14 protein-coding genes and 1 riboswitch are annotated in these 17,853 nt (G+C 65.8%); of the genes, 9 read left to right on the forward strand and 5 right to left on the reverse strand.

The annotated features are described in order from the left end of the window. Nucleotides 1–41: 41 nt before the first annotated feature. Complete coding sequence (locus ACTAQI_RS20805) at nt 42–1,598, reverse strand: APC family permease (RefSeq protein ID WP_457948424.1); 1,557 nt, start codon at nt 1,596–1,598, stop codon at nt 42–44. Between the two features lie 221 nt (nt 1,599–1,819). Here ACTAQI_RS20805 and ACTAQI_RS20810 point away from each other — a divergent pair, with 221 nt between their 5' ends. Beyond that, complete coding sequence (locus ACTAQI_RS20810; protein WP_306632365.1) at nt 1,820–2,299, forward strand: Dps family protein; 480 nt, start codon at nt 1,820–1,822, stop codon at nt 2,297–2,299. Between the two features lie 90 nt (nt 2,300–2,389). Here the strand turns inward: ACTAQI_RS20810 and ACTAQI_RS20815 are convergent, their stop codons facing one another. Next, nucleotides 2,390–3,946, reverse strand: a complete 1,557-nt coding sequence (locus ACTAQI_RS20815) for an MFS transporter (protein WP_457948426.1) — start codon at nt 3,944–3,946, stop codon at nt 2,390–2,392. 84 nt (nt 3,947–4,030) lie between these two features. Here ACTAQI_RS20815 and ACTAQI_RS20820 point away from each other — a divergent pair, with 84 nt between their 5' ends. The 4 genes from ACTAQI_RS20820 to ACTAQI_RS20835 all read left to right on the forward strand — a co-directional run bounded on the left by ACTAQI_RS20820 (nt 4,031) and on the right by ACTAQI_RS20835 (nt 10,898). Continuing rightward, nucleotides 4,031–4,567 (forward strand): TetR/AcrR family transcriptional regulator, encoded by a 537-nt coding sequence (locus ACTAQI_RS20820; RefSeq protein WP_457948428.1) that lies wholly within the window; start codon nt 4,031–4,033, stop codon nt 4,565–4,567. A gap of 94 nt (nt 4,568–4,661) precedes the next feature. Next, nucleotides 4,662–4,759, forward strand: a riboswitch (glycine riboswitch). 190 nt (nt 4,760–4,949) lie between these two features. Further along, entirely contained in the window at nt 4,950–7,808 is a 2,859-nt protein-coding gene (gene gcvP / locus ACTAQI_RS20825; RefSeq protein ID WP_457948429.1) for an aminomethyl-transferring glycine dehydrogenase, read from the forward strand. Nucleotides 7,809–7,820: 12 nt separating this feature from the next. Then, nucleotides 7,821–8,969 carry a glycine cleavage system aminomethyltransferase GcvT gene (gcvT, locus tag ACTAQI_RS20830; protein WP_457948431.1) on the forward strand — a complete coding sequence of 383 codons (1,149 nt, stop codon included), beginning with the start codon at nt 7,821–7,823 and terminating at the stop codon, nt 8,967–8,969. A 489-nt stretch (nt 8,970–9,458) separates the two neighbouring features. Then, nucleotides 9,459–10,898: an L-serine ammonia-lyase gene (locus tag ACTAQI_RS20835; protein ID WP_457948432.1), complete on the forward strand. Its 1,440-nt coding sequence runs from the start codon at nt 9,459–9,461 to the stop codon at nt 10,896–10,898. Nucleotides 10,899–10,948: 50 nt separating this feature from the next. Here the strand turns inward: ACTAQI_RS20835 and ACTAQI_RS20840 are convergent, their stop codons facing one another. Further along, entirely contained in the window at nt 10,949–11,494 is a 546-nt protein-coding gene (locus ACTAQI_RS20840) for a TspO/MBR family protein (RefSeq protein ID WP_457948433.1), read from the reverse strand. Nucleotides 11,495–11,614: 120 nt separating this feature from the next. Between ACTAQI_RS20840 and ACTAQI_RS20845 the strand changes: the two genes are divergently transcribed. From ACTAQI_RS20845 to ACTAQI_RS20855, 3 genes are all read left to right on the forward strand, one after another. Continuing rightward, nucleotides 11,615–12,748, forward strand: a complete 1,134-nt coding sequence (locus ACTAQI_RS20845; protein ID WP_457948435.1) for a lipid II:glycine glycyltransferase FemX — start codon at nt 11,615–11,617, stop codon at nt 12,746–12,748. A gap of 132 nt (nt 12,749–12,880) precedes the next feature. Next, entirely contained in the window at nt 12,881–14,197 is a 1,317-nt protein-coding gene (locus ACTAQI_RS20850; RefSeq protein ID WP_457948437.1) for a peptidoglycan bridge formation glycyltransferase FemA/FemB family protein, read from the forward strand. A gap of 34 nt (nt 14,198–14,231) precedes the next feature. Further along, on the forward strand, nt 14,232–15,719 hold the full coding sequence (locus tag ACTAQI_RS20855) for a threonine/serine ThrE exporter family protein (RefSeq protein ID WP_457948438.1): 1,488 nt from the start codon (nt 14,232–14,234) through the stop codon (nt 15,717–15,719). Between the two features lie 25 nt (nt 15,720–15,744). On the opposite strand, the gene ACTAQI_RS20860 is transcribed toward ACTAQI_RS20855, so the two are convergent. Together ACTAQI_RS20860 and ACTAQI_RS20865 are read right to left on the reverse strand one after the other, a co-directional pair. Next, on the reverse strand, nt 15,745–16,584 hold the full coding sequence (locus ACTAQI_RS20860; protein WP_457948439.1) for a siderophore-interacting protein: 840 nt from the start codon (nt 16,582–16,584) through the stop codon (nt 15,745–15,747). Between the two features lie 13 nt (nt 16,585–16,597). After that, entirely contained in the window at nt 16,598–17,368 is a 771-nt protein-coding gene (locus ACTAQI_RS20865; protein WP_457948441.1) for a uracil-DNA glycosylase, read from the reverse strand. Between the two features lie 137 nt (nt 17,369–17,505). On the opposite strand from ACTAQI_RS20865, the gene ACTAQI_RS20870 reads away from it, so the two are divergent. Next, nucleotides 17,506–17,835, forward strand: a complete 330-nt coding sequence (locus ACTAQI_RS20870) for a DUF3263 domain-containing protein (protein WP_307430469.1) — start codon at nt 17,506–17,508, stop codon at nt 17,833–17,835. The last annotated feature ends 18 nt before the right edge of the window (nt 17,836–17,853 follow it).

A 17,853-nucleotide genomic window follows, 5' to 3' on the forward strand; every position in this document is an offset into this window, starting at 1 on the left:
TGCCCCTGGCTGGGGGCACGGCACCTTTGTGGACTGCGGACTTACTCCGGGACTACCAGGGCGGGGGTGTCCCGCTTGAGGGTTTCGCCCCGGAAGAAGCCCGGGTGGGTGCGGGACATGACCAGCATGACCACGGCGCCCAAAGCCAGGATGCCGACGCCCAGGATGAACACCAGGCCCACGCCGAAGACCTCGGAACCGCTGCCGAACTCCGGAGCCAGGCTGTCCAGAGCGGTCTGGACGAACACCACGAACAAGCCCACGCCGCCCACCACCGGGCACACCAGCCGGAACACGAAGTGGCGGACGCTGTTGAAGAGGCTGTGCCGGAAGTACCACGTGCAGGCCAGGGCCGTGAGGCCGTAGTAGAAGCAGATCATCAGGCCCAGGGCCAGGATGGTGTCATTCAGGACGTTCTCGCTGACCACATGCATTACTGCGTAGAACCCCGCGGACATCACGCCGGCGGCGATGGTGGCGAAGCCCGGCGTGGCGAACTTCCTGCTGATGCGGCTGAAGGGTTCCGGCAGGGCGCCGTAGTGCGCCATGGCCAGCAGGCTCCGGGACGGCGACATGAACGTTGACTGCAGGGATGCGGCGGAGCTGGAGAGCACGGCGAGGGACATCAGGATGGCGAAGGGGCCCATGATGGGGGAGGCCAGCGCGGTGAAGATGTTCTCGTGGTTTTCGGCGTTGTTCAGGCCGTTTCCGGTATCGCCGACGCCGGCGAACATCATGGTGGCGATGCTGACCAGGAGGTAGATGGCCAGGACAATGACGGCGGTCAGGGTGCCGGCCGCGCCGGCGGTCTTCTTGCCGTTGGCCGTCTCCTCGTTGACCGTGAGACAGACGTCCCAGCCCCAATACACGAAGATCGACAGGGAAATGCCGGCGGCGACCTGCCCGAACGTCTCGATCCTGGTGACGTCGAACCAGTCCCAGCTGAACGGAATGGCCGTTTCCGACGTGGACCAGTTGGCGAAGGCCATGGCCACGAACAGGCCCAGTACCAGCAGCTGGAAGCCCACCAGGCTGTACTGCACCATCTTGGTGGTGTGCAGGCCGCGGTAGCTGACCCAGACGGCCAGTGCCACGAAAACGAAGCAGGTGACCACGTTCAACGCTTTGTTGTCCGCAAGGTCTGCCAGTTCGGGGGAGCCGGTGAGCTGGGACAGGAAGAGGTAGAAGAAGTCGACGGCGACGCCCGCCAGGTTGGACAGCACGATGATGTTCGCTGCCAGCAGGCCCCACCCGCCCATCCAGCCGATCCAGGGCCCGAACGCCTTGGTCACCCACGTGAAGGTAGTGCCGCTGTCCGGGGAGTCGGCGTTGAGCTCCCGGTAGGCGAGCGAGACCAGGATCATGGGGATGAACCCGATCAGGAAGATGACTGGCAGCTGGAGTCCGGCTTCGTTGACGGTTGGACCCAGTGCGCTGGTGAGGGTGTAGGCGGGGGCGATGGTTGAAATGCCCAGGACGACGACGGCGAGGAGCCCGAGCTGCCCGCCCTTGAGCCCCTTGGCGCTGACACCGTCCGCGGCGGGCGCGTGGGCGTGGGGACCGGGTTTGGCGGTACTGGTGCGGATTGTCTCTGTCATGGCACCACTTTCTGGAAGGCTGTGAGATGGAGGTCACTATATGAATGGCGTTCATTTAGTATGGAGGCGCCGGACCTGTGATGCAAGACTCAATATGAATCACATTCTTTTATGACTCTTTTTGGGAATTAGTAAGCTCACTGAGAAATTTCCTCTGGCCCTGCCGGCATGCCCACCACGACTGGTAGCGTCTGCCGTATTGGACCAATTGAGGAGGATGCATGAAAGCTTCACCGACACTGACCAACAACCTGCAGGCTGTCCTGGCGGACCTGATCGAGCTCCACGTTCAGGGCAAGCAGGCGCACTGGAACATCGTGGGCACCAACTTCCGCGACCTTCACCTGCAGCTTGACGAGATCGTCGACGCCGCCCGCCAGTTCGCCGACGACACCGCCGAGCGCATGCGCGCCCTGCACGCGCTCCCGGATGGCCGCAGCTCCACTGTTGCCGAAACCACCAGCCTGGCCCAGTTCCCTGACGGGCTGATCAGCACCGCGGATGCCATTGAGCGGATTGTCGCAGCCATGGAGGCGGCCGTAGGCACCATGCGCAAAGTCCATGACGAAGTGGATGAGGAAGACCCCACCTCCGCGGACCTCCTCCACGAGTTCATCGCCCGCCTGGAGCAGTTCGCCTGGATGGTGCAGGCTGAAAACATGAAGCCCACCGCCAAGGTCACGGCCGCCGACTCCAAATAGCGGGCATGTCACCGGGGCGTCCGGCGCTGAGGGCAGCACCCTCGGCGCCGGACGCCTTTTTGCTGCAGGCACCGCATTGCCGAAGTGCGGCTAAGCCGCTTTTGGCACCTTTCGGAGGACGACGGCGGCGAGCACTGCCGCCGTCGCCATCAGTACCAGCCCAATTGCCGCAGTGATGTGGACGCCGGAGTCGAAAGCTGCCGCCGCGGCGTCCCTGACGGGCTGCGACAGGGGCGCGGGCAGGAGATTGGCCGCCTCGACGGCGCCGGCCAGCGTTTCCCCCGCGTTGTGCAGGGCGGATTCGGGCAGCATGCCGTTCAGTCCCGCGGGCAGCCGAAGGTTCTGCTGGTAGGACGCCGTCAGGATGGACCCCAGAACCGCGGTCCCCAGCAGCGAGCCAACCTCGTAGCCTGTCTCGGAAATCGCCGCTGCGGCCCCCGATTTCTCGGGCGGCGCCGAGCCGAGGATGAGGTCGTTGGAGATGGTTTCCGCCGTGCCCACCCCCAACGCCAGGACCAGGAGTGCCGCCAGCAGCAGCGAGGGTCCGGCGTCGTGGTTCCCGAAAGCCACCATGCTGTAGCCGGTGGCGCTGAAGGCCAGCCCCGCCGCCACTACGTACCCAGGACGGACCTTGCGGACCAGCGGCACCACCACCAGGCCGGCCACCACCGTGGCTGCCAGTGCCGGGATCATGGCAACACCCGCCGCGGACGGGGTCATTCCCCCAAGGAGCTGGAGGTGCTGGGCAAGGAACAGGATGAACCCGTTGAAGGAGAACAAGGCAAGGATGTTGGCGCTGATGGCCATGCTGAACACCCTGTTCCGGAACAGCGACATGTCCAGCAGTGGGTGCCGCAGCCGGTGCTGCCGCCGGACGAACGCCACTCCCATCAGCAGCCCAAAGAGTATGCTGCCCAGCCCCGCCGCGCCCGGTCCCTCGGTGGCCACCGCTTTGATGCCGTAGACCACGGGCACCATGACCAGCATGGAGAGCAGGATGCTCGGGACGTCCACCTTGCCCGGCGCGGGGTCCTTGGATTCCGGAATGAGGGCCGGCCCGAGCACCAGCAGGGGGACCATGAGTGGCACGGCGACGAGGAACACGGCACCCCACCAAAAGTGCTCCACCAGCCATCCGCCCAGGATTGGCCCCAAGGCGGCGCCGCCGGAGAAGCCGGCGGCCCAAATGGCCACAGCCAGCCTGCGGCGGTTGGGCTCAGGGAAGATGTTGCGGATCAGCGACAAAGTTGACGGCATCAGCATGGCGCCGAAGAAGCCCAGGGCCGCGCGGCCGGCAACCAGCCACTCCGGCGTGGGCGCAAAGGCCGTGGCGGCGGACAGTCCGGCGAAGCCCATGCTGCCAATCACCAGCAGCCGCCGCCGCCCAATCCGGTCGCCCAGGCTGCCCATGGACACCAGTAGTCCGGCCAGCACCAATGGATAGGCGTCAACGATCCACAGCAGCTGCAGGCCGGTAGGCTCCAGGGCGCGGGTGATGGCGGGCAGGGCAAAGGTCAGGGCGGTGTTGTCCACCGCCACCAACAGCACCGGAAACATCAGGATCCCCAGCGCAAGCCAGTCGCGCCACGGGCGGCGTGTAGCGGCGCTGTCCGCGTGGGCCGGTGTGTAGCGGATGGAAGTTGTCATGCAATAACTGTACCGTCTGGACGGTATAGTTTGAAACTCGAGCGCATTCCGGTTTCCCACCCGGTGAAGGGCATGATGGAAGGCATGCCCCGAAAGCCTGTAGCCCGTGACGCGGTCCTTGACGCCTTCGAGTCCCTGCTGATCGAAGTGGGGGAGCGCGCCGCAACCCTTGATGCCGTAGCCCGGAAGGCCGGGGTGTCCAAGGGTGGCCTCCTCTACCACTTTCCCAACAAGGAAGCCCTCATAGCGGTGCTGCTTGACCGGTTGGAGGGCCTGGCCCGGGAAGACGCCGACGCTATGGCTGCGGCTACTGAAGGCGCCGCTGCCTACTTCATCCGTTCCTCCGTCTGGGCTGACACTGCGCTGGACCGTGTCATCGTGGCCGCCACCAGGCTTGCCGAAGTGGCGCACGAAGAGACGCGGCGCCGGTTCGCAGCCATCCAGCAGCGATGGCTGGACGAGATTGCGGCCGATGTGGGGCCGGGCCTGGCCAAGGCGGTCCTCTACATGGGGGACGGGTTGTACTTCAACGCCATGTTGTCGGTGGGCCCTGCGCCGGAAGGGGGAGCGGCCGCCGACGTGGAGGAACTCCTGGCCGCTTTGGAGCGGCTCCGGAGGTAGTCCCGGCCATTTGCCGGGAGGGGCTGCGGCGTAGGACAATGGAGAGTTGTGAGGGCTGTCACCGGCCGTCATGATCCAACAAATGAATAGCCTTTGATCTGCGGCGGGAGAGTTCTGCCGGAAGTACAGGCAGGCGCCGTAGGAGCAAATCCTCCCCAGGAATCTCGCAGGCCCCCGTACCGCCGCGGCGAGGCACCTCTGGAAAGCAGCAGGCAGTTTCCTGCCTCCCTTTAGGGAGCGAAAAGACTGTTGTGCTCACCGACGGTGCAAGCGGGTCCTGCCCAGGCAGGCCACGCGGAAACTCTCAGGTCCAATACAGAGTGGGGAGGGACCCGAATAGCTGTGGCGTACCCTGCGCCGCCTGAATAATTGGAGTTCCTTCGTGTCGGTTACCCCAGCCTCCACCACCTTCGTAGACCGCCACATTGGCGCGCGCCGCCAGGACGACGTCGACACCATGCTCAAGGCCGTAGGCTACGACACGGTCGACTCCCTGGTTGACACCGCCGTTCCCAAGGTCATCCGCCAGGAAACCGCCCTCCGACTGCAGGATGCGCTCAGCGAGGTTGAAGTCCTCACCGAGCTGAGGAAGCTGGCCGCCAAGAACAAGACCGCCGTACAGATGATCGGCCAGGGCTACTACGACACCATCACCCCCGCCGTAATCCGCCGGAACATCCTGGAGGCCCCGGCCTGGTACACCGCGTACACCCCGTACCAGCCGGAAATTTCCCAGGGCCGGCTGGAGGCGCTGCTGAACTTCCAGACCATGGTCCAGGACCTGGTGGGGCTGCCCATTGCCAACGCATCGCTGCTGGATGAAGCCACCGCCGTGGCCGAGGCCGTGCTGTTGATGCGCCGCGCCAACAAGGCCAAGCCCGCCGCCGATGGCAAGACCGTCCTGGACATCGACGTGCTCCCGCAGACCATCGCCATCGTCAAGGGCCGCGCCGAGGCGCTCGGCTTCGAAGTTGAGGTCGCGGACCTGTCCAAGGGCCTGCCCGAGGGCGACATCAACGGCATCGTGCTCCAGCAGCCCGGCGCTTCCGGCCGGGTCTGGGACCAGTCCGGCGTCATCGCCGCTGCGAAGGAGCGTGGCGCACTGGTCACGGTGGCCGCTGACCTGCTGGCCCTGACCCTCATCACCCCTCCGGGCGAACAGGGCGCCGACATCGCCGTCGGTTCAGCCCAGCGCTTTGGTGTTCCGCTGTTCTTCGGCGGCCCGCACGCTGCCTACATGGCTGTCCGCAAGGGGCTGGAGCGCTCGCTTCCGGGGCGCCTGGTGGGCGTGTCCAAGGACGACGCCGGCGTTCCCGCCTACCGCCTGGCCCTGCAGACCCGCGAACAGCACATCCGCCGCGAAAAGGCCACCTCCAACATCTGCACCGCGCAGGCGCTGCTGGCCATCGTCGCCTCCATGTACGCGGCGTACCACGGCCCCGACGGGCTCAAGGCGATCGCCGCAACTGCACACGGCCACGCCCGTGCCCTGGCGACCTCGCTTGCCGCTGCCGGCGTTGAGGTCCTGCACAACAGCTTCTTCGATACCCTGACCGTCCGGGTCCCCGGACGGGCTGCAGGCATCATTGCCGACGCCGAGGCGCGGGGCATCAACCTCCGCAGCGTCGACGCCGACACCGTCGGCATCGCCCTCGATGAAACCACGACGCCGGTTATCGTCGCCCAGGTTGCCGACGTCTTTGGCGCCAAGGTTGCCGACAGCCGGGGTGAAGACCAGGGCTTCGGGCTGGAGGCCGCCGTCGAGCGTTCCTCCGACTACCTGCAGCACCCGGTGTTCAACACACACCGGTCCGAAACCCAGCTGCTGCGCTACATCCGCAAGCTTTCGGACCGTGACCTGGCCCTGGACCGCACCATGATCCCCCTGGGCTCATGCACCATGAAGCTGAACGCCACGGCCGAGATGGAGGCCATCTCCTGGCCGGAATTCGCCTCCATCCACCCGTTCGCACCGGACTCCCAGACCGAAGGCTGGCGTGAACTCATCGCCGACCTCGAGGCGGACCTGACCACGATCACTGGTTACGACCAGGTGTCCATCCAGCCGAACGCCGGTTCCCAGGGCGAACTCGCCGGACTCCTGGCGATCCGCGGCTACCACCACTCCCGCGGGGAGCAGCAGCGCAACGTCTGCCTGATCCCGGCCTCGGCCCACGGCACCAATGCCGCCTCCGCAGTGCTCGCCGGCATGAAAGTCGTGGTCGTGGCCACGGCTTCTGACGGCACGATCGACCACGATGACCTGACGGCCAAGATCGAGGCCAACAAGGACGTCCTGTCCTGCATCATGATCACCTACCCGTCCACCCACGGCGTGTACGACGGGGATGTCCGCGAGGTCTGCGATGCTGTGCATGCTGCCGGCGGCCAGGTCTACATCGACGGCGCCAACCTGAACGCCCTGGTGGGGCTGGCGCAGCCGGGCCAGTTCGGCGGGGATGTGTCCCACCTGAACCTGCACAAGACCTTCTGCATCCCGCACGGCGGCGGCGGACCCGGCGTCGGACCCGTGGCTGCCAAGGCCCACCTGGCACCGTTCATGCCGGGCGATGCGAACAAGGCCGCCCACGAGGACGGGCACGGGGTTGCGATTTCCGCGTCCCGCTTCGGTTCCGCGGGCGTGCTGCCGATTTCCTGGGCGTACGTGAAGCTTATGGGCGGTGAGGGCCTGACCGAAGCCACCAAGTCCGCGCTGCTGGCAGCGAACTACGTCGCGTCCCGCCTGAACGAGTACTTCCCGGTGCTCTACACCGGTGAAGGCGGGCTGGTGGCGCACGAGTGCATCCTGGACCTGCGCGAACTGACGGCCAGGACCGGGGTTACCGCCGAGGATGTGGCCAAGCGCCTCATCGACTTCGGCTTCCACGCACCCACCCTTTCGTTCCCGGTTGCGGGCACCCTCATGGTGGAGCCCACTGAGTCCGAGGACCTGGCCGAGATCGACCGGTTCATCGAGGCCATGATCACCATCCGCAAGGAAATCGACCAGGTGGCCAACGGCGACTTCTCTGTCCAGGACTCCCCGCTGCGCAACGCACCCCACACGGCAGCCGCCGTCGTCAGCTCTGACTGGGACCGCGCCTACCCGCGGGAGCAGGCGGCCTTCCCTGCCCATCACAAGCAGGACAAGTACTTCCCGCCGGTGGGCCGGATCGACGGTGCCGCCGGGGACCGGAACCTGATCTGCTCCTGCCCGCCCCTGGAAGACTTCGAAAACTAAGGACCGGCACCAATGACCGAGAAATACACCGCGCTTTACGACGAGCACAAAAAGCTTGGCGCTTCCTTCACGGACTTCGGCGGCTGGCAGATGCCGTTGAAGTACAGCTCCGAACTGGCCGAACACCACGCCGTCCGCAAGTCGGCCGGGCTGTTCGACCTCTCCCACATGGGCGAGGTCTGGGTGACCGGCCCGGATGCCGCCGCCTTCCTGGACTACGCCCTGGTGGGAAAGATCTCCGCCATGGCCGTGGGCAAGGCCAAGTACTCGCTGATCTGCAATGAGGAGGGCGGCATCATCGACGACCTCATCACCTACCGCCGCCCCGCCGCACAGGACGGTACAGACGTCTTCCTGGTGGTGCCTAACGCGGGCAACGCCGCTGTGGTCGCGGCAGCCCTCCAGGACCGGGCCGCGCGATTCAATGTTGTGGTGGATGATGCCTCAGCCCGGACCTCACTGATTGCCGTCCAGGGCCCCAAAGCCCAGGAACTCCTGCTGCGCCTGGTCCCGGCCGCGCAACACTCCCTGGTGACGGAGCTGAAGTACTACGCCGCCGTCGAGGTTCCGTTCCTGGTGGGTGGCGCCGGAAAGGAACTCCTGCTCGCGCGCACCGGCTACACCGGGGAAGACGGGTTCGAGATCTTCGTGGACAACGAAGACGCCCCCGGGCTGTGGCAGGCACTTATCGCCATCGCCGACGACGGGGAACTGACCCCCGCCGGCCTCGCGTCCCGGGACTCCCTCAGGCTCGAAGCGGGGATGCCCCTGTACGGCAACGAACTGTCGCTGCAGGGCGACCCGTTCGCTGCAGGCCTGGGCCCCGTCGTCGCGCTCTCCAAGGAAGGCGACTTTGTTGGCAAGGCCGCGCTGGCCGCCAAAAAGGAAGCCGGCGCCGGCAGCACCTCCGGCCGCCGCCTCGTGGGCCTCAAAGGCAAGGGCCGGCGCGCAGGCCGCGCCCACTACCCCGTCCTCAAGGACGGCGCCACCGTCGGCGAAGTCACCTCCGGCCAGCCCTCGCCCACCCTCGGCTACCCCATCGCCATGGCCTACGTCGACGTCGAGCATTCGGCACCCGGCACCGCCTTGGACATCGATCTCCGCGGCAAGGCCGAACCGTTCGAAGTCGTCGGCCTCCCGTTCTACCGCCGCGCCAAGTAAGGTTTGTGCCTCGCTGTGCCTGGCTGCGGCACCGACGGACCGGACATTTTCGCGCGTGCTGGTCCCTGGTCGCCTTTGTCCCGGTGGGAGCGGCATCCTCCGCGTGCTGCCCCGTGGTCACCTTCGCGACGGCGGACCGGACATTTTCACGCGTGCTGCTCGTTCCTCGCTTTGACGCACGCTTTCGAAAAGTCCGGCTCCGCCGACGCTCGTGGGCATGTCGCCACGGTGCATGGGGCCAAGGTGAGGGCCACGAACAGGAAGAGGGAGGGCGAGGACTAGGTGTGTTTTTCTTTTCCCGGCACTCACCATCGTCGGCCTGCTCGTTGCCTGCTTGCCCTGTCGCTTTGGTGACGGACCCCTGGGTGGCTGGGGGATTCCGGAAGCGTGCGTCAGAGGCGAGGAACGAGCCAGCACGCGGAGGAATTCCGCAGCCGCCCACCCAAGCCGGCCACGCACCTCACCACAGTTTTCAGTAAGGATTTAGTTATGGCAGTCGGAGTTTTTGATCTGTTTTCGATTGGGATTGGGCCCTCTAGTTCGCATACTGTGGGGCCGATGCGGGCTGCTGCTGTGTTCGCGGAGGAGTTGAAGGCCTCGGGGGTGCTGGCTGAGGTGGCTGGGTTGCGGGTGGATTTGTATGGGTCGTTGGCGGCGACGGGTCATGGGCATGGGACGATGACCGCTGTCTTGTTGGGGTTGGAGGGGTTCCATCCGGAGCTGATCCTGCCTGATGAGGTGGAGGAGCGGTTGGCCTCGATCGCGGAGACCGGGACCCTGAACCTGGCCGGCAGTGTGGCGTTGCCGTATGGGGTGAAGGACATGGTGTTGCGGCCGTTGACGGTGTTGCCGCGGCACACGAACGGGATGACGTTCACGGTGTCGGACGCCGGCGGTGCGGTGGTGCATGCGGCGACGTTTTTCTCGGTCGGTGGCGGGTTCATTGTCCGGGAGGGTGAGGAGGACGCGGCGCAGCAGGAACTGGACGCGTCCAAGCAGGAGTTGCCGTTGCCGTTCCGGACCGCGGCGGAGTTGCTGGAGCACTGCGCGGTGACCGGGCTGGGCATCGCCGATGTCATGTTCGTGAATGAGAAGGCGTCCCGGACGGAGGAGCAGATCCGGGAGGGTTTGCTGCATATCTGGTCCGTGATGGAGAACTGCGTGCAGACGTCGTTGAAGCGGGAGGGGGTGCTGCCGGGCGGGTTGAAGGTCCGCCGCCGCGCCCCGGACTGGTACGAGCGGCTGAAGAAAGAAACCGCCCGCCCCGAAGACACCGAACAGGACGGGCAGGACGGGCGGGACCATTACGACCCCAGGTATTGGCAGGAGTGGGTTAACTTGGTGGCGTTGGCGGTGAACGAGGAGAACGCCTCCGGCGGGCGGGTGGTCACCGCGCCCACGAACGGGGCGGCCGGGATCATCCCGGCGGTGTTGTTCTATGCGCTGCACTTCGCCCCGGGCATGGACCAGGCCACCCAGGCCGACCGGGATGCCGTGGTGGTCAAGTTCCTGCTCGCCGCGGGCGCGGTGGGGGTGCTCTACAAGGAACAGGCCTCGATCTCCGGGGCTGAGGTGGGCTGCCAGGGCGAGGTGGGGTCCGCGTCCTCGATGGCGGCCGCTGGCCTGGCCGAGGTCATGGGCGGCACCCCGGCGCAGGTGGAGAACGCCGCGGAAATCGCGATGGAACACAACCTGGGCCTGACGTGTGACCCGATCGGCGGGCTGGTCCAGGTCCCCTGCATCGAACGGAACGCGATCGCTGCGGCGAAGGCCATCAACGCCGCGAAAATGGCGCTCTGGGGCGACGGCACCCACCGCGTCTCCTTGGACGAAGTCATCATTACCATGCGCGAAACCGGCAAAGACATGTCCTCCAAATACAAGGAAACCGCCATGGGCGGCCTCGCCGTCAACGTCGTCGAATGCTGACCGGCTGCTGATGCACCGGCTGCAGGGCCGGCTGACCGGTCTCCGTTCGCCTAGTTGTGCACTGCCGCCCACCAGTTAAGGCTGGCAGCGAACACCAGCCATGAGACGTAGGGCAGCAGGAGCAGTCCTGCCGTCCGGCTGATGGGACCGAAATGCAGCACCGTCACCGTAACCGCAGCAACCAGGGCAACGATAATGGCCAGCCCCAACCACAGGGCTGCCGTGCCAAAGGCGGGGTAGAGGGCGAAAAACACCGGGGTCCAGGCAAGGTTGAGGGCCAGTTGGATGGCGTAGGCCACCATGGCCTGTCGTGTCCCGACTGTACGTTTGCGCCACACGAGCCATGCTGCGAGGGCCATTGCGGCGTAGAGGATGGTCCAGACCGGGCCGAACACGCCGTTGGGCGGGGACCATGGGGCTTTGTCAGCGGTGGCGTACCAGCCCGTGACATTGGCCGCCGATGCCAGCCCGCCCAGCGCCGCCACCAGCAGGGACGCCAACAGGAACCCGGCAAGTGCGGCTGCTTGGACCCCCGCACTGTACGGCTGGTTGCCTCTTCCCTTAGGAGCGGTGCCCTGTTCCCCATCCGGCGTCATACCCCAACCCTTGTAGAACATCCTGAGCTCCGTCAAGGTGGCGCTCCGCAACCGGGCGATCCCGTTCCGGGCGCGCTGGAGAAAAGCCGGGAGCACCTGAGGCTTTAGACTTGAGGCTGCATGTCCGCACGCATCCAGAAGTACCGAAACCGCGCACAAACCCGATTGGACACGGCCCCTTTGCGAGAATTCACCGCACGTTTTGCCACAGCCGAGGAAATTGAGAACTGGGACAAGCACGTCACGGCCAACCCGAACGGCGGCAACATGCTGCAGTCGGCCGCCTATGCATCCGTCAAGAACGGAAGCGGCTGGAAAGTCCGGTTCCTGGTGCTGGAGAGCGGCGGACACTCCAGCTACAACCTGGTGCTGGAGAAGAGCTTCCCCGTCCTGGGACGGTTGTGGTACCTGATCAAGGGTCCTGACCTGGCGGCTGCAGCGGACCTTGGAGCCGCCCTTGAAGCCTGTGCATCCTTTGTCCGCAGCAGCAAGCTGAACGTCTTCACCATCAAAGTGGAGCCGGACATTGTCGATTCCGACGAGGCACAGATGGAACTGCGCGAAGCCGGCCTGGTCAAGGCACCCAATATCCAGTCCAACGACTCCACGGCCCTGCTGGACATCTCGGGCTCCGAGGAGGAAGTCTTCAAGGCCATCTCCTCGCGCGCCCGCAACGCCATCCGGCGCGCCGAGCGCGAGGGCTGCCAGGTGGTCCGGCAGGAACAGGGACCTGAAACCTACCGCGCCCTGTACGACCTCATGGCCAACACCGTCAACGCCAAGGGGTCCATGCCCCTGCGCAGCTACGACTACTACGCACGGTTCTGGGACGGGTTCTGCAACCGCGGCCAGGGAAATTTCTTCTTCACCTATGAGGACGGAAAGCCCAGCGTTGGCGCATTCGTCATCAACTACGGCGCCAAGGCAACGTACAAGGACGGCGGTTCCACCCAGAACCGCAAGCAGTACGGTGACTCGCACTTGGTGCAGTGGGCAGCCATCCGGCGGATGCAGGAACTTGGCTGCACTGAGTACGACTTCTGCGGCACTCCGCCTGCCGCGCGCATCAAGGACAAGACCCACAACCTCTACGGAATGGGCATGTTCAAGACCAGCTTTACCAAGACGGTTACCGACTTTGTGGGCTGCCACGACTACGTCCTGTCCCCGCTTCGGCACAAGCTCTGGGTCAGCGGCGGGGAAAAGGTGTTCCGCCGGATCGAAACCGCACGGACCGGCCAGCAGTTCTACTGACGTGCAGCCGCCGGGGGCCCGTCAAACCACAAGTACCCCGCCGGGCGCGCACGCATCTGTGCTGCCCGGCCCCAACACCGTCCGCCCACCGCGTGCCCACAGGCCGCGACGAGTCCAGAAGAAGGTCACCCCTTGAATCCAGTTTCCGCCGCTACCGGGCTTGAATACGCCAACCTCAGCGACGCCGAATTTGAGGCCTTCGCCCTGAAGCACCCGCAGAACAGCTTCCTGCAGTCCACCGATTTTGCCCGTTTCCAGCGGTCCCGGGGCCAGCAGGTGGAACTCTTCGGGGTCCGCCGCGACGGGGAACTCGTGGCGGCAGGAAAGCTCAACTACAGCACCACCCGCCTGGGCTACACCGTCTGCGAATGCGCCAAGGGCCCCCTCATGGACTACACGGACCGTGAACTGGTCAGTGCCGTCGTCGAGCTTCTCCGCAAGCAGGCGGCAGGACGCAAAGCCGCCGAACTGCGGATCTCGCCGAACATCAGGTACATCGCACGTGACGCCGACGGCGCCGAGCACCCCGAGACCGAGGACAACCGGCCGCTGGTGGCCGACCTGGAACGGCTGGGATTCCGGCACCAGGGCCTGGACATGAACTTCGTCAACGTCAACTGGATGTTCATCAAGAACCTGGTGGGCATCCAGGATGCCGAAGAACTGATCATGAGCACCAGCTACCGGACCCGCAAAGCGATCCGCAAGGCGGAAAAGAACGGCGTCTTCCTGGAACAGGCCACCCTGGAAACCCTGGACGTTTTCTACGGCGCCCTGAGCCGGGCCGGTGACGAAAAAGGATTCGTCTACCGCGAACGCGAATACTACGAACACCTGCTCCGCACCACCTCAGCGGAATTCACCAAGCTGATGATGGCCAAGATCGACATCCCGGCCTACCGGAAGTCCATCACCGAACGCCTGGCGGCGGAGTCAGCCACCGCAGCAGACCTCCGCCGTGAGGTTGAGGAGACCGGCAGCAAGAAAAAAGCCAACCGGCTCAAGGTGGTCCAGGACCTGGTGGACAGCTACGAGCGGAGCCTGAAGGACATCGAGCGGTTCCCTGATTCCGTGGGGACCGCCACCGTGGCAGCCATCCACTTTGTCTGCTATGGCGATGAGGTGGTGTGCGTCATCGGCGGCACCGTCCAGGACTACATCTACTTCAACGGCGCAACCTCCCTTTATTGGGGCATGATGCTGCATGCCCTGGAGAAGGGCTACCCGCGGTACAACTTCTACGGCACGTTCGGCATTTCGGGACAGGACGAAGAAGGCCACGGCGGCTACGAATTCAAGAAGGGGTTCGGCGGGGAGGTGGTCCAGCTGGTGGGAGACTTCGTCCTGCCGGTGCGGCCCGCAGTCTTCCACGCCAACCGGCTCGCCCGGTCCGCTGCCGCGGCGGCCCGCACACTGCTGGGCAAGCTGCCGCTGAAGCGCGCATCCTGACAGACCATTAACCGCGCACAGGGAGGAAACGGGCATGACCAACCGGCCCGAACGGCCAGGGTCCAGGCCGAAAACTGACGGCCTGCCCAAGACCGAACCGCTGACCCCTGCGCAGCTTCGGCAGGATGCTGCCGCCAAGAGAATGCTGCGCCGCCTGGTGCAGGGTGAGAATCCTCCCACCGCTCCCTTGAGCATCGTGGACCGGCTGGCGGGCAGCCCATATGCCAACCCCACCATCCAGGTGGGCGGCGTAGACACGTCCGCCCGCAAGACTCTGGACTTCGCCCTGCATCTGGCTGAGACCATGTTCCGCTATGGCGCCGGCGCCCTGGAGGTGGAGACCAGCATCATTGCCGTCACCGCGGCGCTGGGGCTGAAGAACATTGAGGTGGACATCACCAACCAGTCCGTGGGCATCAACTATGCCCCCAAGGACCAGACACCCATCGCTCTGCTGCGTGTGGTGCGCTCCTGGACCAACAACTACGCCGGCCTGGCCAAGGTGCACCAGCTGGTCACGGAGATCGTGGCCGGCGGTGTGGGCCGTGATGAAGCGATCCGCAGGCTCAACGAGGCCATCACCAGCCCCAAGCCATACCCGCGCTGGATGGTCACGGCGGCGTTCGGTGTTTTCGCGGCAGTGTTCGTCGGAGTGCTGGGCGGCGGTGTCGTATCTTCGGCGATTGCCTTCGTGGCCAATATCGGCATCAGCCTGCTGGCACGGCAGCTGGGACGCTGGCGGGTACCGGACTTCTTCATCACGGCCAGCTGCTCCTTTGTGGTCACCATCCTGGCCCTGCTGCTCTGGCAGTTCGGCCTCACCGCTTCGCCATCCATCGTGGTGGTGGGCGGCATCCTGCTGCTCCTGCCCACCGGCCGCCTGGTGTCCTCGGTGCAGGACGCCATCAACGGCTTCCCGGTGACGGCGGCCGGGCGGTTCCTGTCCACGCTGCTGACCTTCGGCGCGATCGTGGCAGGAATCGCTGTTGCGTTCGTGGTGGGGGAGCTGACCGGGCTGCAGCGGATCGACGTCACGCAGACCTTCCCGCCCGCCTACGATCTGTGGGTCCTGATCGTCTTCGTTGCCGCTGCGGTGATGGCCATCGGCATCACGGAACAGACCACCTGGAAGCTCCTGGTGCCCACGGCAGCCGTTGGCGTGGCAGGCTACCTGGTGCTGCTCGGCTGCGGCCTGCTGGGAATCGGGGACCGTTTTGCCCCTGCCATTGCCGCCGTCGTCATCGGCCTGCTGGCACGGGTGGTGGCCCTGCGGATGGGTGCGCCGCAGCTGGTGGTGGCAGTTCCCGCGGCACTGATCCTGCTGCCGGGCCTGACGATCTTCCGGTCCATGTACGTGCTCACTGTTGAAGAATCCGAAATCCTGGCAGGCGCCGGAGGGATGCTCAGTGCCGGGGCTATTGTGCTGGGCACGGCCGGCGGGATCGTCCTGGGCGACGTGCTGGCCCGTCCGCTGACCCGCAGCCTGGCGAGCAACGAGCGGCGCCGGGCCCGGCGCCGCTAGGCCCGGCCCCCAAGCGCCAGCCCGACTAGATCTGGCCCACCGGGAGTTTCTTTTCGGCCTGGAACATGTCCTCTACCCGGCCCTGCGCCCAGTACCCGGAGAGGGACACCTGCCGGCGTTCCAGGCCCCGCTGCTTGAACAGGATTTCGCGCAGTGCCTTCATGTAGCCGCGTTCGCCGTGGGCAAAGACATCCACGGTGCCGCCGGGCCATTCTGCGTCCGCCACTGCGTTGACCAGCAGGTCGCTGGATCCCGCCGGAGCGCCGTTGCGCGGCAGCCAGGTGATGTCCAGCCCTGCCGGGGCGGAGATGGGCTGGATATCGGCCTCGGAGCCCACCTCCAGGAAGGCCAGCCCGGTTGCCCCTGCCGGCAGGGCCTCGATGCACGCGGCGATGGCGGGCAGCGCCGCCTCATCACCGGCAAACAGGTACCAGTCCGCTTCCGGGTTCGGGTTGAACGCGCCGCCCGGACCGGTGAACGTGAGCGTCTCACCGGGCTGGGCCCTGGCCGCCCATGGACCTGCGAGGCCTTCGTCGCCATGGACCACGAAGTCGATAGCGAGCTCCCGGGCCTCCGGGTCCACCCAGCGCAGCGTATAGGTGCGGGTGAAGGGCCACTGCTCGCGCGGCATGGTTTCCCGGACCGTCCAAAGGTCCAAGGGGGAGGGGTACTCCACGCCGGGCTGCGGAAAGACGATTTTCACGTAGCGGTCCACGAACCCGTTATTCACGAAATCGCTGAAGCCCTCCCCGCCGGCCACGATCCGGACCATGTGCGGGGACAACTGCTCCTTGCGCAGCACGGTGAGGTTGACCTGCGGGCGGCTCTTCTTGGTTGCGCTGGTGTCGGCGGGGACAGTGCTCATAAGGCAAGCCTAGCTAGGGCGACGGCGGGAGTTCCCACGTTACGTCCGGCGCACCTTGATCCCGGAGTAACTGGTTCACGCGGCTGAACGGCCTGGAACCAAAGAACCCGCGGGAGGCGGACAACGGACTGGGGTGAGGGCTGGAGACGGCGGGGGTACCGGCCAGCAGCGGCCGGACAGCCTCAGCCTCCTTGCCCCACAGCACGGCCACCAGGGGTACTCCTGACCCGTCCGGGGACTTGCGGCCGGCCAGTGCGGTGATTGCCGCCGTCGTAATTTCCTCCCAGCCCTTGCCGCGGTGTGAGCCAGCCGCCCCGGCCCTGACCGTGAGCACCCGGTTCAGGAGCAGCACGCCCTGCTCCGCCCACGGGGACAGGTCGCCATGGACGCGCGGGGGGATGCCCAGGTCCGATTCCAGCTCCCGGTAGATATTCACCAGGCTGCGGGGGATGGGGCGGGTGTGCGGGTCGACGGAAAAGGACAGGCCGACCGCGTGTCCCGGCGTGGGATAAGGGTCCTGCCCGACAATGAGGACCTTCACGCCGGCCAGCGGCTGGCGGAAGGCCCGCAGGACGTTCGACGGCGGCGGCAGGAGCTGGTGCCCTGCCGCCTCCTCAGCAGCCAGGAAGGCCAGGACGGAGCGGAGCTTGCCTTCCACACCCTGCAGTGCCGCGGCCCAGTCCGGAGCCATCAGCTCTTCCATCGGCATCTCCGCCAGGTCAGCGAAGCGGAGGGTGTCCGCCGGGTCCTGCTGCAGCTCAAACAGCGCATCCGATTCAAACATCGTTCCATTCTTGCAGGAGCCCGGCGCGAACCGGCCCCGCGTCCCTGGCGGCTGCGGACCAGCGCAAATGACACTGCTGTTATTCGGCGGCTAGCATAGGGGTGAGACATTTACCGTAACCAGCGAAGGAGTGCGCCGTGGCGGAACCGGCCCGGGAACACCTGCCGGAGCAGGATCCACGGAAGTCCCTCCTGGCGGATTTCAGCCTTCGTGAGTCCTCCCTTTCCGAGCGCGAACAGCAGATGCTGGCACTGGAACGGCAGTGGTGGAAGTACGCAGGGGCCAAGGAACAGGCCATCAGGGACTTGTTTGACCTCTCCGCAACCCACTATTACCAGCTCCTCAATGCACTGATTGACCGCGAGGATGCCCTGGCCCACGATCCCATGCTGGTCAAGAGATTGCGTAGACTACGTACGTCGCGCCACCGTGCACGTACTGCCCGGCGCCTGGGATCCGACGCTTAAGACGCCCCAGGCCGGGAC

The organism is Pseudarthrobacter sp. alpha12b, from assembly GCF_054130495.1.

Excerpts from the sequence above, each read along its gene's own strand:
- ACTAQI_RS20805 (WP_457948424.1), bottom strand. The coding sequence starts at position 1,598 with ATGACAGAGACAATCCGCACCAGTACCGCCAAACCCGGTCCCCACGCC.
- ACTAQI_RS20810 (WP_306632365.1), top strand. The coding sequence starts at position 1,820 with ATGAAAGCTTCACCGACACTGACCAACAACCTGCAGGCTGTCCTGGCG.
- ACTAQI_RS20815 (WP_457948426.1), bottom strand. The coding sequence starts at position 3,946 with ATGACAACTTCCATCCGCTACACACCGGCCCACGCGGACAGCGCCGCT.
- ACTAQI_RS20820 (WP_457948428.1), top strand. The coding sequence starts at position 4,031 with ATGCCCCGAAAGCCTGTAGCCCGTGACGCGGTCCTTGACGCCTTCGAG.
- gcvT (WP_457948431.1), top strand. The coding sequence starts at position 7,821 with ATGACCGAGAAATACACCGCGCTTTACGACGAGCACAAAAAGCTTGGC.
- ACTAQI_RS20835 (WP_457948432.1), top strand. The coding sequence starts at position 9,459 with ATGGCAGTCGGAGTTTTTGATCTGTTTTCGATTGGGATTGGGCCCTCT.
- ACTAQI_RS20840 (WP_457948433.1), bottom strand. The coding sequence starts at position 11,494 with ATGACGCCGGATGGGGAACAGGGCACCGCTCCTAAGGGAAGAGGCAAC.
- ACTAQI_RS20845 (WP_457948435.1), top strand. The coding sequence starts at position 11,615 with ATGTCCGCACGCATCCAGAAGTACCGAAACCGCGCACAAACCCGATTG.
- ACTAQI_RS20855 (WP_457948438.1), top strand. The coding sequence starts at position 14,232 with ATGACCAACCGGCCCGAACGGCCAGGGTCCAGGCCGAAAACTGACGGC.
- ACTAQI_RS20860 (WP_457948439.1), bottom strand. The coding sequence starts at position 16,584 with ATGAGCACTGTCCCCGCCGACACCAGCGCAACCAAGAAGAGCCGCCCG.
- ACTAQI_RS20865 (WP_457948441.1), bottom strand. The coding sequence starts at position 17,368 with ATGTTTGAATCGGATGCGCTGTTTGAGCTGCAGCAGGACCCGGCGGAC.